Genomic DNA, 16,273 nt, shown 5'->3' with positions numbered 1-16,273 from the left:
CGCTGGACGATGTCCCGCAGGGAGGGCGCGATGATGTTTGAGTTGCGAGTGCTCGATGGGCTGCATCAGGGCGCTGCGTTGCCCTTGTTTGGGGAGCAGTGGAGCATCGGTGCCCACATCGATGCTGACCTGGTGCTGAACGATCCGGGTATCGCCGAGCACCATGCGTGGCTGAGATTCATCGACTCGAACTGGTCAGTGCAGGCCGAGGCAGGACTGTTGCATGGGGCTGATGGTCAGTTACTGGCACAGATCGCACGCTTGGCGCCGAACGTCACATTTTCGGTGGGAGGCGTGCGGCTGTGTGTCACCTCGGCCGATCAACCCTGGCCCCAGGCGCCGGCCCCTGCACCGGTAGCGTCGCCCCAGGTCAATGACCCGGCGCGGGTACTTAAGTTATCGACCATCACGCACTCGCAGCAAAAACGCCTGATTACCTTGGTATTGGTGGTGACGGTCATCTTCATCGTGGTGGGCATGGCCTCCACGGGTGAGCCTGAGGCCCAGGCTTCCTTGATGCCGCCGGTTGTTCAGAAACAGGAACTGGCCTCGCCGTTCGAAGTGCGCCAACAGTTTTTGAAGATGCTCGGCGAGCGTGAATTGAGCCAGCGCGTGAATTTGCAGGTCATCAATGGGCAGGTCGCGCTCAGTGGGGATGTCTCACAGGATGATGTCGAACTGGTCGCGCGCATGCTCAACCGTTTTGGCGAGCAATTTGACAGCGCGGTGCCGGTGATCAGCCGTGTGCGCGTACGGGATGGGGCGTTGCCGTTCAAGATTGTGCAGATCGTGGGTGGGCCCAATGGCCATGTGGTCCTGGAGGAGGGCAGTCGGCTGTTTGTCGGGGATGAAGTGGATGGCCTGCGCCTGGTGCTGATCGACAACAGCAAAGTGGTTTTTGACGGCGTACAGCGTTATGAGGTGCGCTGGTGAACGCGCAACTGCAAGCGCGTCTCGACGCCTGGCAGCAGCGCCAGGCCCAGTCGCTGGCGACCTTCGCGCCCGTGACGATGCGGGGCCGCATCCAGCGCGTAAATGGCATGTTGTTGCAGTGTCGACTCCCCCGGGCGCGTATCGGTGATTTATGCCGTGTGGAGAAAAAGCCGGGCGACTATATGCTCGCAGAGATCATTGGTTTCGATCAGCAGGATGCTGTGCTCAGTGCGCTGGGCAACCTGGAAGGGGTCCAGGTGGGCGCCGGCGTCGAGCGCCTCGGGGTCGCGCATCGGGTGCAGGTCAGCGAGGCACTGCTGGGCCAGGTGCTGGATGGTTTCGGGCGGCCGATCTCGGGCGAAGGTCCCGGTGCGTTTGTCGAGGCCGACTTGCCGGACACCAGCGCAGTGTTGTGTGAGGCACCGTTGCCCACCGAGCGGCCACGGATCCACCGCGCGCTGGCCACTGGGGTGCGTTCCATCGATGGCCTGTTGACGCTGGGCGAAGGCCAGCGCGTGGGCCTGTTTGCCGGGGCCGGTTGCGGCAAGACCACCCTGTTGGCCGAGATCGCCCGTAACGTGGAGTGTGACGTCATCGTGTTCGGCCTGATCGGCGAGCGGGGGCGCGAGCTGCGTGAGTTTCTCGACCACGAGCTGGATGAGCAACTGCGTTCCAAAGCGGTGCTGGTGTGTGCCACCTCCGATCGTTCCAGCATGGAACGAGCGCGTGCCGCGTTCACGGCGACGGCGTTGGCTGAGGGTTATCGGCGCAAGGGCCTGCGCGTGTTGCTGCTGATCGACTCCCTGACCCGTTTCGCCAGGGCCCAGCGCGAAATCGGCCTGGCCGCCGGCGAGCCCCTGGGCCGTGGGGGGCTGCCGCCGTCGGTGTACAGCCTGTTGCCGCGGTTGGTTGAACGCGCCGGGTTGACCCGTGACGGCATGATCACGGCGATCTACACCGTGCTGATCGAGCAGGACTCAATGAACGACCCGGTGGCCGATGAAGTGCGCTCGCTGCTCGACGGCCATATCGTGCTGTCCCGTAAGTTGGCCGAGCGTGGGCACTATCCCGCGGTGGATGTGCTGGCGAGCCTGTCGCGGATTTTGAGCAACGTCGCCCAGCCCGAGGATATTCAGGCGGGTACGGCGTTGCGACGCTTGTTGTCGGCCTATCAGCAGATCGAGCTGATGCTCAAGCTGGGGGAATACCAGCCAGGGAGTGATGCCTTGACCGACCTGGCTGTGGACAGTCGCCAGGCTGTCGATGGTTTCTTGCGCCAGGACTTGCGTGAGCCTGCACCGATGGCGGCGACGCTTGCGCAACTCAAGGAGCTGACCACCTATGTCCCATTCTGATGGGCTGCTCAGTGAAGTGGAGACGCTAAGGCGCCTGCGCCGGCACCGTGCGGATCGGGCCGAGCGCGCCCTGCGTGAGGCTAAGCGTGCCCAGCAGGCGCTGCTTGCGAATATCCAGCAGGCCCAGGATGCGCTTGAGCACACTCGGCAAGAGGAGGCCCTGCAAAGTGCTCGGTTGCTCAGCCAGCACCAGGGGCAGGTACTGACCTTGAAAGCCCTGAAGTCCTGGGGCGGCCAGGAGCGTTCCTTGTCTGCCAATACCCGGCGGGACATGGGGCAGTTGGAGGCATTGCAGGGGCAGCGCGAAGAGAAGCAAACCCGCGTCGGCACAGCCCAGAAACAGGTCACTGAATGCCTGCGGCAGGTGGAAAAACTTCAGGAGCTATCCCTTTTATTGGTGCAGGAGCCGACATGACCCAGGTTTCAGATAAACCCGCTGAACGTCCACGCCGACGTGATCCGCGAGAGGAGCGAGAACCTGGGGGCGCAGGAGGGGTGTCGGCGGAGCTGACGCGGTTGTTTGCCCAGTGTTGGGCCGCTGACGATGAGGGCTCAGGGGCGCAGGCGTCCCTGTTCGGAACCCGGGCGTCGGGCGATGTTGTCATGATCGGGGCGCTTGCCGAGCAACTGGCGCCGCGTCTGCAGGCCGCGTCCCAGTGGCCGCTCAAGGCGGTCTTGTACTTGCCTCGCCTGGGGCGGATCAACGCCAGTGTGCGCCGCGAACAAGGTGCCTGGAGTATCGACTTGGAGGCGGAGGAAGCTGCGACGGCGCGTTGGTTAAGCGGCGTGCGGCAACAGTGTGAGGATCGGTTTACGGCCACGCTGGGTCAGCCGGTCAGCCTGCATCTGCCCACTGTCGGCTGCGCATGATAGTGCCGCTGCTGACAGTGCCTTTGGTTAAGAGCAGCACGGTTGCCGCGCGACGTCGACTGGGCCGTGGCCTGAGCTTGGCGTTTCAGGTGGCCGGGCAGGGTGGCCAGTTGCGGCTCGAGCCTGGGCGTGCCCCCGCAAGAGGCGAAGCGGTGTGCTTCGAAACGGTGTGTGGCGTGCTGGCGCTCGCCGAAGCCGGTCCGTTGCTCAGCCTGCTGGGCGAGTGCCCTGTGACGTTGGCCCCCTCCGGCAACGATCCGGATTCCTGGTTCTGGGAGCTGTTCCAGCTTCACCTGAGTCCTCAGGTGCGAGCCTTGTTGGGCTATGTGCGATTGCTGGAGACCGACCGACCCAAGGCGTTTGGCTGCCGACTCAGTGTGACCCTGGGGCAAACCCGGGTCGAGGGGTATGTGTGGCTGAGCCCCGAGAGTTTCCTGGCGTTGTGCGATGCCGGCCCGTGGCGTGGCCGCGCCGGGCCGATGCCCGCGTCGTTTCGACTGGCTATCGCGGTGACCCTTGGGCGTTTGCAGTTACCGATCGCGCAAGCACGCAGCCTGCGGGTCGGTGATGTGCTGGTGCTTGAGCAGAGCTTTTTTCTAGCCCAGGGCAATGGCTACGTACAGGTTGGCACACACCGATTGCATGGGTGCATTGACGATGACAGTGGGCCGTTGTGCCTGACCCTTACTTCAATCGAGGAGACGTCTGTGGACGAAGAATTCATAGCCCCCCACTACGCCGGGGAAGAAGACGATGAACCCGTGACGGACGTATTCGGTCACGAGCCATTCGATGAACTGAGCATGGCGCTGAACGTACGCTGCGGCACGTTGAACCTCACCCTGGGCGAGTTGCGCAACCTCGCGCCGGGCGCGGTGCTGGGCATTGCCGGTTACGCACCGGGCATGGCGGGCCTCTATTACGGTGATCGGCCTATTGGCCAGGGACAGTTGGTGGAAGTCGACGGGCGCCTGGGTTTGCAGTTGTCGCGCGTGATGTTCGGTCGATGATACTGCAAGGGTTGGACCCCTTAGTCCTGGCGGTATTTTTGGCGGCATTGTCGTTGATGCCCATGCTATTGGTCGTCTGTACGGCGTTCTTGAAGATCGTGATTGTGCTGATGATCACCCGCAACGCCATCGGCGTGCAGCAGGTGCCGCCGAGCATGGCTATCAATGGCATTGCGCTTGCGACCACGCTATTTATCATGGCGCCGGTAGGGTATGAAATTGCCGAGAGCGTCAAAGCTTTGCCTCTTGACCTGAGTAACGTGCAAACGCTGCTGCAGACGGCAAATGAAGCCATCAAACCGTTGCGTGCCTTCATGCTGCGCAACATCGACCCGGATGTGCTGACGCACCTGCTGGAAAACACTGCACGCCTGTGGCCCGCGCAAATGGCCCAGGAGGTGCAACGCGAAGACCTTATCCTGCTGATCCCGGCGTTCGTGCTGTCGCAACTGCAGGCGGGGTTCGAGATAGGCTTCCTGATCTACATCCCCTTCATCGTCATCGATTTGATTGTCTCCAACCTGCTGCTGGCGCTGGGCATGCAAATGGTCTCGCCGATGACCATTTCCCTGCCCCTCAAACTGCTGTTGTTCGTGATGGTGTCCGGCTGGTCGCGTTTGCTCGACAGCCTGTTCCTTTCCTATCTCTGAGGGGCTTATGGAACCAATCGTACTGTTCAAGCAGGGCATGTTGCTGGTGGTGGTGCTGTCGGCACCGCCTTTGTTGGTGGCGGTGGTGGTAGGCGTGATGACGTCGCTGGTCCAGGCACTGATGCAGGTGCAGGACCAGACGCTACCCTTCGGCATCAAGCTGGTGGCGGTGGGGATCACACTGATCATGACCGGCCGCTGGATAGGCGTGGAGTTGATCCAACTGATCAACCTGACCTTTGACATGATCGGCCGCTCGGCCCTGAACTGAGGGCCTGCCCGTGCTGCTCTATCTCGAGTATTTGCCCAGCCTGGTGATCGGCATGGCGCGGATCTACCCCTGCGGCATCCTGGTGGCGGCGTTCTGTTTCCAGCATATAAGGGGCATGCCGCGCCATACCCTCGTGATGGTCTTGGCATTGATGCCTGCGCCGGGTATCTATGCGGCGTTGGCAGGCCAGGATTACTCCGCGATTCTATTGGGGGCGCTGGTGCTCAAGGAGGTGGCCTTGGGGGTTCTATTGGGCGTGCTGCTGGCGATGCCGTTCTGGATGTTCGAGTCAGTGGGGGCGCTGCTGGATAACCAACGCGGCGCTTTGGCTGGCGGCCAGCTCAACCCCTCGTTGGGGCCGGATGCGACGCCGATTGGACACTTGTTCAAGCAACTGGCGATTTTCCTGTTGATGGTGAGCCTGGGGTTGGGCACGTTGACCCAGGTGATCTGGGACAGCTACCTGATCTGGCCTCCCACCGCATGGTTCCCGCTGCCGGCGGCGAATGGCATGAGCGTGTTCATCGACCTGTTGGGTGACACCTTCACGCACATGTTGCTCTACGCCGCGCCCTTTATCGCTGTGTTGCTGTTGCTGGAGTTCGGCATCGCGCTGCTGGGCGTCTACAGTCAGCAATTGCAGGTCAGCACGCTGGCGCCACCGGTCAAAAGCCTGGCGGGTATCGGCATCCTTCTTCTCTACTTTGCGCTGCTGCAGGACCTGATCGTCGGGCGTATGAGCCTGCTGGGCGACCTGAAACACTCACTCGGGCTATTGATCAAGGTTGCAATCCCATGAGTGACTCGGGCGAAAAAAAGCACCCCGCGTCAGCCAAGAAACTGCGTGACCAGCGCAAGAAAGGCCAGGTCGCCCAAAGCCAGGACGTTGCAAAGCTGCTGGCATTGACGGCCATCAGCGAGATCGCCTTGTTCACCGCCGAGACCAGCCTGCAACGTTTCCAGCAACTGATGCTACTGCCGTTGTCACGCCTGACCCAGCCCTTTACGCGAGCGCTGGAAGAAGTGCTGTTTGAGGGGATGACAGTGTTTTTTTCGTTCGCCCTGTTGATGGTCGGGGTGGCGATTACCACGAAGCTGATCAGCAGTTGGATGCAGTTCGGGTTGCTGTTCGCTCCCGAGACGCTGAAGCTGGATTTCAATCGCCTCAACCCTATCAGCCAAGTCAAGCAGATGTTCTCTGCCCAGCAGTTGATGAACCTGCTGATGAGCATTGCGAAGGCCTGCCTGATTGCTTCGATTCTGTATGTAGTGATCTGGCCCTCATTGGGCACGCTGATCAACCTGGCCACCAGCGATCTGCAAAGTTACATCCTGGCGTTGATTGCGCTGTTTCGTCACTTGCTGCATGTCTGCCTCGGTATGCTGCTGGTGCTGGCGCTTATCGACCTGATCATGGTGAGGCACTTTTTCGCCAAGCGCATGCGCATGACCCAGGTGGAGGTGGTCAAGGAGTACAAAGACATGGAGGGTGACCCCCACGTCAAAGGGCAGCGGCGTTCGCTGGCGTATCAATTGGCCCAGGAAGAACCCAAGGTCAAGCTGCCCAAGCTGGAGGAGTCCGACATGCTGGTGGTCAACCCGACGCACTTTGCTGTCGCCCTGTATTACCGCCCCGGTAAAACGCCGCTGCCGATGCTGGTGAGCAAAGGCACCGACGATGAAGCGCGCACATTGATCCGCCGCGCCAAGGCGGCCGATGTGCCGGTGATCCAATGCGTATGGCTGGCGCGCACGCTCTACACGAAAAAGCTGGGCGCAAGCATCCCGCGCGAGACCTTGCGGGCCGTGGCGCTGATTTACCGCACCTTGCGCGAGCTTGATGATGAGGCTAAGCGCGAAACCCTGGAATTGCCGGAGCTTGAACGGCACTGATCAGCGGATCGAGCTGGTATCCAAGGCTTGCAGGCCGGCCAGTGACAGCATCCGGCTGAGGATCTTGTCGAGCGCGCTGTTGGAGGCAGGCAGTGCGTGCCAGATCACCAGGGCGTACTGGGCGTCGAGGTAAACAAAACACCCATCGAACGCCAGCGCGTGCTCACAGCGAAGCTCCAATACCCGCTGCAATTGCCCGGTCTGCAGCGCTTCGCGAGCAACTTGCAGGGCGAGTCCCGGGCGATCTCCAGCGTGCAGTGCGCTTACCTTGATACCGGGCGCGAGCGGCAGGTGAGCAGCAGTGCCGCTCACCAGGTTGTCCAGAAATACCTTGCGTTGATCGTCGGGCATTTACGAGGACCTCACCGTTCCAGCGATACCGTCTGGTAATCCGCACGTTCGCCGGCGGGGCCCGGCTCAACGCGCATTTGCGGCGGCCACCAGATCACCATCTTGTCCTTGGTCGATTGTGGGCGTGAGCACGAATCGCCCTTACAGGTGGGGGTGCAGCCGGCGACGAGCAGTGCAGCGCCGATCAGCATGACGCACAGTACAGGGTGTTTCATGGCGTGGCCTTCTGAGTGGGAGTGATCAAGGAGGGGCGGGGCACACTGAGGTGTTCATCCTTCACCACGGGGCGCATGGCAATAAACACCTCGGCTTCTTCACCCGGTTTGAGCCAGGCACGCGGCCATACGGTGACTGCCAGGGTCTGCGAGTTGCTGCATTCCTTTTCATCGATACGCACATTGCGTTTGAACTGGTTGCGCAGTACGACCACCGCCACGTTGTAGTCCGGACCGGCGTACCACTGGCTGCGCTCGGTATTCAGCGCCAGCAAGTCACGGGTGCTGCACAAGGTGTTCAGCCCCAGCGGCATCGGCGCGGCGTTGAACGCTTTGGGCACTTCCCCACTGACCAGGCGGGCCAGCGTCGTGATGATGTCACTGCGTTTGATCACCGGCTGATGCGGCGAATAGCGCCTGGCCAGTGGTGTGAGGGCCGCTTGTAACTCAGCCTGGTCGTCCTGTGGCAAGTAGCGCGACGGGTCGTCCTGGTCGCCGATGACGCGGGGGGTCAGGATAAACAAGCGTTCACGGCGATTGTTGTGGCGTTCTGTCGAAGAGAACAGCGCCTTGCCCAGCAACGGAATATCCCCCAGCAGCGGAATCTTCTTTTGCTGGTCGGAACTGTCTGTGACATGGAAGCCACCCACTACCAGCGAACGCTTCTCTTCCATTACCGCCTGGGTGCTGACCTTGCCTCGGCGTACATCAAGGCGGTTGGGGTCGGCGTCGGGGTTGCTCTCGTCGAAACTGCCATCTTCAATGTCGACGGCCAAATGGATCTGGTGGACGCCGCGGCCGGTGGTCACCCTAGGCACCACCTGAAGGCTGGTGCCCACCGTGACGGGCAAAATGGTTGCGTAATCTCTGCCGGGAGTGAGGTATTGGGTACGGTTGAAGTCGATCACCGCCGGCTGGTTTTCCAGAGTGAGCACCGAGGGGTTGGAGACCATGGTTGCCAGGCCCTTGGCCTCCAGTGCGCGGATGTCGGCGTAAAAACGATCACGGTTTTCAATCGACACCTGCGACGAGGTGCCTGGTGCCATGTTGACGCCTCCGCGGAAGCGACTGTTCTGGAAACCCCAGTTCACCCCGAATTCACGCAATTGCGTACGTTCGATATCGAGAATGATTGCGTCGATTTCGATCAACTTGCGCGCGACGTCGAGTTGAGTGATCAGGTCGCGGTACATGGCCTGGCGTTCCGGCAGGTCATAGATCAGCACAGCGTTATTGCGCACATCGGCTTCGACGCGGATCCGGCTCTTGGAGACCGGGGCGCGTGGCGTGACTGTCGGCCCCGTGTCCAATTGTCCTGCGTTGCCATTTGCACCGAGCATTTGGCCCAGTAACGGATTGCCCAGCCGAGGTACATTGGGGGTTAGAGGGGACGGCTGGGATGAATCGGGTTGGCTCATCCCCGTTAGCGTCGAGGCTGAGCGGGGTTCCAAGAGCCCCCGCAAAATGTTCGCGACGCCGGGGACAATGAGCTTTTCACCGCGGTAGTCCACTTTGCGGTCTGCGGCATTGGCGAACTTGAGTGGGAAGCTGAGCACGCTCTGTTTTTCATCCGCCGAGCGGCGTTTGCTGCTGAACTGTTTGATCTGTTCGATGTAGGTTTTGGGGCCGGAGACCAATACGACACCGTCTTCAGGCAATTCGCCCCAGCCGAAACGGCTATCAAGCAGGCCGATATCGGTCAGCGCTTGCTTGAGGTCGGAAATAGTTTCCGAGGAGACTTCCAGGCGCGCGGATTCCTGCTGGTCCAACGTGCTGATGAACAGGGTGTTGTTGTAGAGGTACCACTGAAAACGGTGCTCAACGCCGAGTCTATCCAGCATGGATTGCGGGGTATTCGCGCGGATCTTGCCGTTGACGTCGCCCTCCAGCAAGCCTTCGATTTGCAGTTGCGTGCCAAAGGTCTGGGCGAAGTCTTCGAGCACTTCACGTAGTGGTTTGTGGTCGGCCTCGTAGGCGTAGGCGGTGTTTTTCCACTCGGCGGGGATGGCTGCGAGTAGGTTGTGCGCCGGAGCCATTATGCAGCCTAATAGAACCAGCCATTGCCATTTGGCGCGCCTGGATGAAGTGTCAGGCGGATCAATATGCAAGCAGGTATGCTTAGAGATCTTGTTATGCATAGGAACTTTCCTGATTAATGCCGCAACGCACGTAGTGAAGTTGGTTTGAGCGGATGGGCTGGCTTATTCAGGCGTGCGAACATGGCGCGCCAAGTATCACGTTGGTTGAGCAGCGATTCGACGCTTGCGAGCACGCGAAGCGCATCAGGCGTCCCTTGAAGACTTTGGATAATCCAGAGCGCTCCACTGCTAGGTGCTCGCGCGAATGCGCCTTGAAAGTGGGCCAGGCTCGCGAAGCTGATCCGCATCCAACATTGCAGTTCGGTGTTATTAAAAGAAGTTGAAGACAGACTGACGTACACCAACACCCCACCACCTTGAAGGCTAATTATAATTTCGTCTTGTCCTTCAAGTAGGGTGATTTGTTCTTTGCCGCTCTTCAACCAGTCGATGATAAGGGCTTTCAAATTACTGAAAGCTTTCGAGGGTTGTTTTGATCGTTTCGTGAATGACGCGCCCTTGCTCTAGATAGGCAAAGTTGGCGAAGTCTTGCTGCATTATGAGTGAGTAGAACGCCTGAATGTCTTCCGATGTTTCAGGATCCTCTCCCGCGCGCACGACTTTCTGGTTTGCGGTGGTGCTGTTTCTCGCAAGCTGAAGCGATAAGTTGCTTAAAGAGCGCATAGTTATTCCTCGATGTTTTTTGTGTTGTGGTGTGTACTAGTCAATCAGTTCCATGCACAAGAAACTATTTGATACGAGGTGAACCATTGAGCAAGGGCTTTTGATTTTATCGACTCTGTTTAAGAAGCATCTCGAGCATTGAGTTCCAGTTGATAAGAAAATCTCCCTCGTTTGTCCTCAGTGTCAGGGTTTGAGGGAGGGCAGTGGCGTCTGGTTGCAGCTTCCAGAGTGTCGCCCCGTACGAAGCAAGGTACTTCTTTACATGCTCGAATTCGCTTGGGCAGCACAGTAGCGTCGCGTTGACCTGCGGTATTTGACTAGCCAGCAGCTGCTGTATGAGAGCTTGCAGGCGCTGAGGCTCGACAGTCTCGTCAAGGATGCGCTGGATGGCCTGGTTGATGACTAAGGTCGCGTGGTGTTCAAGGCTTGCCAGAATTCCCTCACGCTCATGTTCCCAGCACTTGAGTTGCTTGTCGGCGCGTTGCCAGAATTCTAACGAGGTTTGCTTCTGCATCGCCTCACATTTCTCACCCGCTCTTCTTATCAGCTCGTCAGCCTTCGCTTGTGCATGCGACAGGAGCTGATTGGCGTTTTCGACGTCTGCGAGTACTTCTCGGGGAACCAAGGGGTTTGGAAAACTGGCAGCGTTCTGGTGCAACTCAATTTTGTGTAGTTGAAGCATTATCGATCTCCTGGCTTGTGCATGTCAGGAAGCGTGTCGTGGCTGTTTCTTGATGTGACACGCCAGACCACGGCTTGCCAGAGCGTGATCAATCGGCTGCACGCGTTTTCGAATACGGGAGCTCTTTCTTCCACCGTGAGAACTCGCTCAACGGGAAAACGTAATCGAAGCCGCTGCCAGACAGTGGGCGCGATCCAATTGCACAGTAATTGCAAAGGGTCATCTTCGGGCAGAAGCATGTCAGGTGAGAGGGCTTTGGAAAGGCTCATGCACCATAGATCATCGCCTTCGTTCAAGGAGGGTGCAGATTGAGGCGCGACAGTAAGGTGAATCAATTTGAGCGCGAGGTTGAGTTGGTCCGTTGAGGCAAGCGCCAATCGGAGCACCGCAAACTGAGGTGGAGGAGGCAAGGAGGGAGCAGCACCTGCAAGTCCGTTCTTCATCAGGGCCTCACAGCAATGGATCAAGGCAATTTCAGGGTAAAAAGATGTCCAGCTTTCGTGAGAGGTCTTCCAGGGAAATGCCCACCATTGAGCCCAAGCAAGACGGTCACTCATGGATAGGGAATGGCTAATGATCATGTACAGGACCTGTCGTTACCTCAGGTATCGCCTGCGCCAGCCGCTGTCGCCGGTTCAACAGGAAGAGTGAGCCGGCCACCGTAAAAATCAAACCACCCAGCACACCGACCAAGCAGGTCCACCAAAAGCTGCGGTCATCTGCCGGGATTAAGAAAGGTCCGAAGTAGACCAATCGCTTTTGTTCCTGGTAAGCCACGGCGGGTACAAATATGACGGTAAGTTTTTGTGGATTATCCACAGCGGTGGTCATCCCCGGAATACTGCTTGCGACCATTCTGCGAACCCGGGCTCGGATATTATCGGGATCAAGGCGAGGATCGTGTTTGATGAAAACCGAGGCGGATGCAGGCTGCACAGGTTCTCCTGGCGCAATGCGCTCGGGAAGCACGACGTGCACTCGGGCAACGATGACACCGTCGATGTTCGACAGGGTGGCTTCGAGCTCTTGGGATAAGGCGTAGATGTAGCGCGCGCGCTCTTCCAGTGGCGTAGAGATAACGCCCTCTTTGCGAAACGTATCGCCGAGTGTGGCGCGAGCGAGTTTGGGCAGGCCCACAGCCTCCAGCGTGCGAACAGCTCGGCCTATGTCGTTTGTATCAACACTTACCGTTACACCATCCTTGGTCGGGATCTTTCGAGCTCGAATATGCTTGTCTGCCAGTTCTGCAATGACTTCATTGGCCTCTTGCTCGGAAAGTTGTCGATGCAGTTCGACACGGTCACCGCAACCACTCAACAGAAACAGAAGGGTGAGCGCCAATAGCGTTGGCTGCAGGAAGTACCTGTTCGCTACTGCAGGTTGCATATTTTGTCGATGCACTGAGTTGTTCTACCGAGGGTTTTTACGAGCAAATTCGACATGAGCAATGCGTTGGAAAGATCATTTGGATACTTACGTAATGCCTCTCTGTCGATGTGTTTGCTGAGTCTGCTAAGGTCTCTCGCTATTTTATTTTTTGTTGTATCGAGCGCCATTGCCGCGTTCGTCAGCAAACTCGTCGTTTCAAATTGTACTTCCATAGGATTTGTCGAAAGGGGACGTTCGAGTTGTGAGGTAAAAAAGTCGACATCCGTACTTAAGGGTGAACGATCAGATGATTGAACGGTGCTTTTATGGCTGCTAAGCGCGATTGAGCTATTGTCTTGTACAAGCATCGGTAATCCCAATAGGTGAGCGATGGTACTGTTACGCAGGCTTGAAGGGTCGTCTCTTTTTAATACAAGATGCACCTCCTCGGCCGGTGAGCCGAGGAGGTCTTGCATTAACGCCTTTTCTCAGCAGCGCCTTTGACGTTGGTATCTTGCGTTGCGTCGTTGCTCAGCTTCAGGCCTTGAGCCTGAATTTCCTTCGATCGCTGACTTTCTGCATCAAGGGTGGGGTTTCCAGCGGTATCGCCGGCGCCGTAGGCGGAATTATAGGGGTTGTAGGAACCGTAACCATTAATTTGAGACATGGACCTTCTCCACTTCGCTAGTTTGAAATATAGTGCACTATTCAGCCATCATCTTTTTGCATGGATTTACAATATGATGTCTGACGTTAACTGTGTGGCATTCGCTGTTTAAGTAGTTCCAAGCTGTTGCAAAAAAACTGGAAGCTTCCAGCTTTTTTGTAACGACGTTAGGGTTTAGGCTATTCGTTTAGTCAATCCCAAGTTGTTTCATCCGGTAATAGAATGTACGTTTGGCAACTCTCAAGTCAGCCGCCGCCAGGTCCACATTGCCGTTGTGCCGATGCAGTGATTCCTCAATCAGTGACTTCTCAATACGTTGTAAGCGTTCTTTGAGGCTTGCTTCAGATATCTTAGGATTCTTACCCCTCACTGAGAGTGGAGGAAGGCCTAAAACAAAGCGTTTAGCCGTGGAACTCAGCTCGCGAACGTTGCCAGGCCAGGGATGGCATAACAACTGTTGTAACAAGGAGCTCGGAGGCTGGGGATAAGGGCATTTAAACGATTCCGCTTCTTGGCGGATCATGGTCAAAAAAAGCGGGATTATACGATCTCTGCACTCTCGCAAAGACGGGAGCTGGATGTTGACGACACTCAAACGAAAATACAGGTCTCGCCGGAAAGTCCCGCGTTCAACCATTTCGTATAGCGACTGTTGAGCCGATGCGATAACGCGCATGTCTACAGGAATAAACCGGGTCGAGCCGAGCCGCTCGACACCGCGCGACTCAAGCGTGCGCAGTAGCTTGGCTTGCAAGGAAAGCGGCATGCTGTCGATTTCATCCAGGTACAAGGTGCCTAGATGTGCGGCTTCGATAAAGCCTGCCCTGGACTGTACAGCGCCTGTATAGGCTCCGCTATTGACGCCGAACAGTTGGCTTTCCGCGAGGGTTTCGGGAATGGCGGCACAGTTCACAGCGATGAAACTCCCCCGTCGTCCGGATAAACGATGGATTCGCTGCGCCAAGGTGTCCTTACCGGTTCCGGTTTCTCCCAGCAGCAAAATATCTATATTGAGCTGGGCAGTGCCGCTCAGTATTTCTTCAATGTCGGGGCCTTCAAGCAGTGAAATATCCGCTTCATTGTCCATAGTGTCAGAGGCCGACATTGAATGATTGCTCCATAATCGCTATTGCTTCACTATTGGCATGTAGGCTCGGTTCAGTAGATAGAATTTTATAAGTGTTGTCACTTGTTGTTGAGCGTGCGAATTACCAATATCGTGTAGGATAAGTTTGGTTTTAACTTGGATTTATTTTCGGGTAATAAGATATAGCAGTGTAAGTAGGAGACGTCTGAAAATTTTTGATGCTTGGCGTGCGTGTTGTTGAATGCTGATAAACAGCGCCCACAAAAAAGCCGATGCACTGCATCGGCTTTTTATTCGCGGTATAAACCGCAGTTAACGTTTACACGTTAAAACGGAAGTGCATCACATCGCCATCTTTAACAATGTATTCCTTACCTTCCAAACGCCATTTACCCGCTTCCTTGGCACCGGCTTCACCCTTGAACTGGATAAAGTCGTTATAGGCGATCACTTCGGCGCGGATAAAGCCTTTTTCGAAGTCGGTGTGGATCACACCGGCGGCCTGTGGCGCGGTAGCGCCGACCTTGACGGTCCAGGCGCGGACTTCTTCGACACCGGCGGTGAAGTAGGTTTGCAGGTGCAGCATCTCGTAACCGGCGCGGATCACGCGGTTCAGGCCAGGCTCTGTCAGACCCAGGGCCTCAAGGAACATGTCCTTTTCTTCGCCGTCATCCAGCTCGGCAATTTCCGCCTCGATCTTGTTGCACACCGGCACCACGATCGCGCCTTCCTCGTCGGCGATGGCCTTGACCACGTCGAGCAATGGGTTGTTCTCGAAGCCGTCTTCAGCGACGTTGGCGATGTACATGACTGGTTTGGTGGTCAGCAGATGGAAGCCTTTGATCACCGCTTTTTCATCGGTATTCATGCTCTTCATCAGGCTGCGTGCTGGTTTGCCCAAGGTGAAGTGAGCGATCAGCTGCTCCAGCAGGCCTTTCTGGACCACTGCGTCCTTGTCGCCGCCCTTGGCGTTACGCGCGACTTTTTGCAGTTGCTTTTCGCAGCTGTCGAGGTCGGCGAAGATCAGTTCGAGGTCGATGATCTCGATGTCGCGTTTCGGGTCGACGCTGTTGGAGACGTGAATCACGTTTTCGTCTTCAAAGCAGCGGACCACGTGGGCGATCGCATCGGTTTCACGGATGTTGGCCAGGAACTTGTTGCCTAGGCCTTCACCTTTCGACGCGCCGGCTACCAGGCCCGCGATGTCGACGAATTCCATGGTGGTCGGCAGGATACGCTTGGGATTGACGATCGCCGCCAGTTCCTGCAGGCGCGGGTCCGGCATAGCCACGATGCCGCTGTTGGGCTCGATGGTGCAGAAGGGGAAGTTCTCCGCTGCAATACCGGACTTGGTCAGGGCGTTGAACAGGGTGGATTTGCCGACGTTGGGCAGGCCGACGATGCCGCAATTGAATCCCATGGTGTTTCCCCTCGGTAAGAGTCAGGCCTTCTGGCTGTGCAGGTTTTTCATCGCGCGGTTCCATTCACCGGCGAAGATATCCGGCAGCACGCCGAGGGCAAAATCGATGCTGGCATCGAGTTTTTCCTGTTCGGCGCGTGGCGCACGACCCAGGACGAAATTTGAAACCATACTGGCAACGCCTGGGTGGCCAATGCCGAGCCGCAGACGGTAGAAATTATTCTGATTACCCAGCTGCGCGATGATGTCGCGCAGGCCATTGTGCCCGCCATGCCCGCCGCCCAGCTTGAGCTTGGCTACACCGGGTGGCAGGTCCAGTTCGTCATGGGCCACCAGGATCTCTTCGGGTTTGATCCGGAAGAAGCCCGCAAGCGCCGCGACAGCCTGGCCGCTGCGGTTCATGTAGGTGGTGGGAATCAGCAGACGAACGTCCTGACCTTGATGCGAGAAGCGTCCGGTCAGGCCAAAATACTTGCGATCGGCCACCAGGTTTATACCCTGGGCGTGGGCGATGCGCTCAACAAAAAGGGCCCCCGCGTTATGCCGGGTCTGTTCGTATTCGGCGCCTGGATTTCCCAGGCCAACGATCAGTTTAATGGCAGTCACGACAGGGGCCCTTCCTTTGGAGTTGTGGATAACATCGCCGCAACCTGCGTGCGGCGAAAGTGGACGACATTACATCATTTACTCAAGAGTAAACGCCGCGTTATCGCCCGCTTTCTCGCTACGTTCCGGTCCG

The 16,273-nt window shown here is 57.6% G+C and carries 22 protein-coding genes; 9 read left to right on the top strand and 13 right to left on the bottom strand.

The genetic code is table 11. From position 1 onward, the window contains the following. Positions 1-33 precede the first annotated feature (33 nt). The 9 genes from BM403_RS07790 to sctU are packed head-to-tail and all read left to right on the top strand — an operon-like array spanning position 34 to position 6,982. Positions 34-933 (top strand): FHA domain-containing protein, encoded by a 900-nt coding sequence (locus BM403_RS07790; RefSeq protein WP_093542373.1) that lies wholly within the window; start codon positions 34-36, stop codon positions 931-933. Beyond that, complete coding sequence (locus tag BM403_RS07785; RefSeq protein ID WP_093542303.1) at positions 930-2,288, top strand: FliI/YscN family ATPase; 1,359 nt, start codon at positions 930-932, stop codon at positions 2,286-2,288. Before BM403_RS07790 ends, BM403_RS07785 begins: the two co-directional genes overlap by 4 nt. After that, the gene (locus BM403_RS07780) at positions 2,275-2,703 is read left to right on the top strand and encodes a type III secretion system stalk subunit SctO (protein WP_093542299.1); all 429 of its coding nucleotides are present in this window, start codon (positions 2,275-2,277) and stop codon (positions 2,701-2,703) included. The genes BM403_RS07785 and BM403_RS07780 overlap by 14 nt, the downstream gene beginning before the upstream one ends. Continuing rightward, the gene (locus BM403_RS07775) at positions 2,700-3,158 is read left to right on the top strand and encodes a type III secretion system HrpP C-terminal domain-containing protein (protein WP_175538053.1); all 459 of its coding nucleotides are present in this window, start codon (positions 2,700-2,702) and stop codon (positions 3,156-3,158) included. The genes BM403_RS07780 and BM403_RS07775 overlap by 4 nt, the downstream gene beginning before the upstream one ends. After that, positions 3,155-4,168: a FliM/FliN family flagellar motor switch protein gene (locus BM403_RS07770; RefSeq protein ID WP_046034125.1), complete on the top strand. Its 1,014-nt coding sequence runs from the start codon at positions 3,155-3,157 to the stop codon at positions 4,166-4,168. Before BM403_RS07775 ends, BM403_RS07770 begins: the two co-directional genes overlap by 4 nt. Next, positions 4,165-4,818, top strand: coding sequence for a type III secretion system export apparatus subunit SctR (sctR, locus tag BM403_RS07765; protein ID WP_012722089.1), 654 nt, complete (start codon positions 4,165-4,167; stop codon positions 4,816-4,818). Before BM403_RS07770 ends, sctR begins: the two co-directional genes overlap by 4 nt. A 7-nt stretch (positions 4,819-4,825) precedes the next feature. Further along, positions 4,826-5,089 (top strand): type III secretion system export apparatus subunit SctS, encoded by a 264-nt coding sequence (sctS, locus tag BM403_RS07760; protein WP_012722090.1) that lies wholly within the window; start codon positions 4,826-4,828, stop codon positions 5,087-5,089. 10 nt (positions 5,090-5,099) lie between these two features. Continuing rightward, a complete protein-coding gene (gene sctT, locus BM403_RS07755) occupies positions 5,100-5,888 on the top strand; it encodes a type III secretion system export apparatus subunit SctT (protein ID WP_012722091.1) in 789 nt (262 codons plus the stop codon). Next, on the top strand, positions 5,885-6,982 hold the full coding sequence (gene sctU / locus BM403_RS07750) for a type III secretion system export apparatus subunit SctU (RefSeq protein WP_012722092.1): 1,098 nt from the start codon (positions 5,885-5,887) through the stop codon (positions 6,980-6,982). The genes sctT and sctU overlap by 4 nt, the downstream gene beginning before the upstream one ends. On the opposite strand, the gene BM403_RS07745 is transcribed toward sctU, so the two are convergent. The 13 genes from BM403_RS07745 to pth all read right to left on the bottom strand — a co-directional run bounded on the left by BM403_RS07745 (position 6,983) and on the right by pth (position 16,140). Continuing rightward, a complete protein-coding gene (locus BM403_RS07745; RefSeq protein ID WP_012722093.1) occupies positions 6,983-7,333 on the bottom strand; it encodes a hypothetical protein in 351 nt (116 codons plus the stop codon). Positions 7,334-7,344: 11 nt separating this feature from the next. Next, complete coding sequence (gene hrpT / locus BM403_RS07740; RefSeq protein WP_012722094.1) at positions 7,345-7,548, bottom strand: HrpT family type III secretion system protein; 204 nt, start codon at positions 7,546-7,548, stop codon at positions 7,345-7,347. Continuing rightward, positions 7,545-9,584, bottom strand: a complete 2,040-nt coding sequence (sctC, locus tag BM403_RS07735) for a type III secretion system outer membrane ring subunit SctC (protein ID WP_371914007.1) — start codon at positions 9,582-9,584, stop codon at positions 7,545-7,547. Before sctC ends, hrpT begins: the two co-directional genes overlap by 4 nt. A gap of 116 nt (positions 9,585-9,700) precedes the next feature. Further along, positions 9,701-10,093, bottom strand: a complete 393-nt coding sequence (locus tag BM403_RS07730; RefSeq protein WP_093542293.1) for a type III secretion protein — start codon at positions 10,091-10,093, stop codon at positions 9,701-9,703. A gap of 1 nt (position 10,094) precedes the next feature. After that, entirely contained in the window at positions 10,095-10,310 is a 216-nt protein-coding gene (locus tag BM403_RS07725; RefSeq protein ID WP_012722097.1) for a Rho GTPase-activating protein, read from the bottom strand. 106 nt (positions 10,311-10,416) lie between these two features. After that, positions 10,417-10,992 (bottom strand): type III secretion system stator protein SctL, encoded by a 576-nt coding sequence (gene sctL, locus BM403_RS07720; protein ID WP_012722098.1) that lies wholly within the window; start codon positions 10,990-10,992, stop codon positions 10,417-10,419. Continuing rightward, on the bottom strand, positions 10,992-11,573 hold the full coding sequence (locus BM403_RS07715) for a hypothetical protein (protein WP_012722099.1): 582 nt from the start codon (positions 11,571-11,573) through the stop codon (positions 10,992-10,994). The genes sctL and BM403_RS07715 overlap by 1 nt, the downstream gene beginning before the upstream one ends. Continuing rightward, complete coding sequence (gene sctJ, locus BM403_RS07710) at positions 11,563-12,378, bottom strand: type III secretion system inner membrane ring lipoprotein SctJ (protein ID WP_012722100.1); 816 nt, start codon at positions 12,376-12,378, stop codon at positions 11,563-11,565. The genes BM403_RS07715 and sctJ overlap by 11 nt, the downstream gene beginning before the upstream one ends. Then, positions 12,363-12,836 carry a hypothetical protein gene (locus tag BM403_RS32135; protein ID WP_256577139.1) on the bottom strand — a complete coding sequence of 158 codons (474 nt, stop codon included), beginning with the start codon at positions 12,834-12,836 and terminating at the stop codon, positions 12,363-12,365. The genes sctJ and BM403_RS32135 overlap by 16 nt, the downstream gene beginning before the upstream one ends. Further along, positions 12,836-13,027, bottom strand: coding sequence for a hypothetical protein (locus tag BM403_RS07700; protein ID WP_043204746.1), 192 nt, complete (start codon positions 13,025-13,027; stop codon positions 12,836-12,838). Before BM403_RS07700 ends, BM403_RS32135 begins: the two co-directional genes overlap by 1 nt. 187 nt (positions 13,028-13,214) lie before the next feature. Next, a complete protein-coding gene (locus tag BM403_RS07695; RefSeq protein WP_012722102.1) occupies positions 13,215-14,132 on the bottom strand; it encodes a sigma-54-dependent Fis family transcriptional regulator in 918 nt (305 codons plus the stop codon). Positions 14,133-14,433: 301 nt separating this feature from the next. After that, positions 14,434-15,534 (bottom strand): redox-regulated ATPase YchF, encoded by a 1,101-nt coding sequence (ychF, locus tag BM403_RS07690; RefSeq protein WP_012722103.1) that lies wholly within the window; start codon positions 15,532-15,534, stop codon positions 14,434-14,436. Between the two features lie 21 nt (positions 15,535-15,555). Further along, the gene (gene pth, locus BM403_RS07685) at positions 15,556-16,140 is read right to left on the bottom strand and encodes an aminoacyl-tRNA hydrolase (protein WP_003188350.1); all 585 of its coding nucleotides are present in this window, start codon (positions 16,138-16,140) and stop codon (positions 15,556-15,558) included. Positions 16,141-16,273 lie beyond the last annotated feature (133 nt).

Origin of the sequence: Pseudomonas sp. OV546, assembly GCF_900116845.1 — a bacterium.
Classification (GTDB): domain Bacteria; phylum Pseudomonadota; class Gammaproteobacteria; order Pseudomonadales; family Pseudomonadaceae; genus Aquipseudomonas; species Aquipseudomonas petroselini.
The sequence above is the reverse complement of the archived record's forward strand: the minus strand, read 5'-3'. Positions and strand labels throughout refer to the sequence as shown.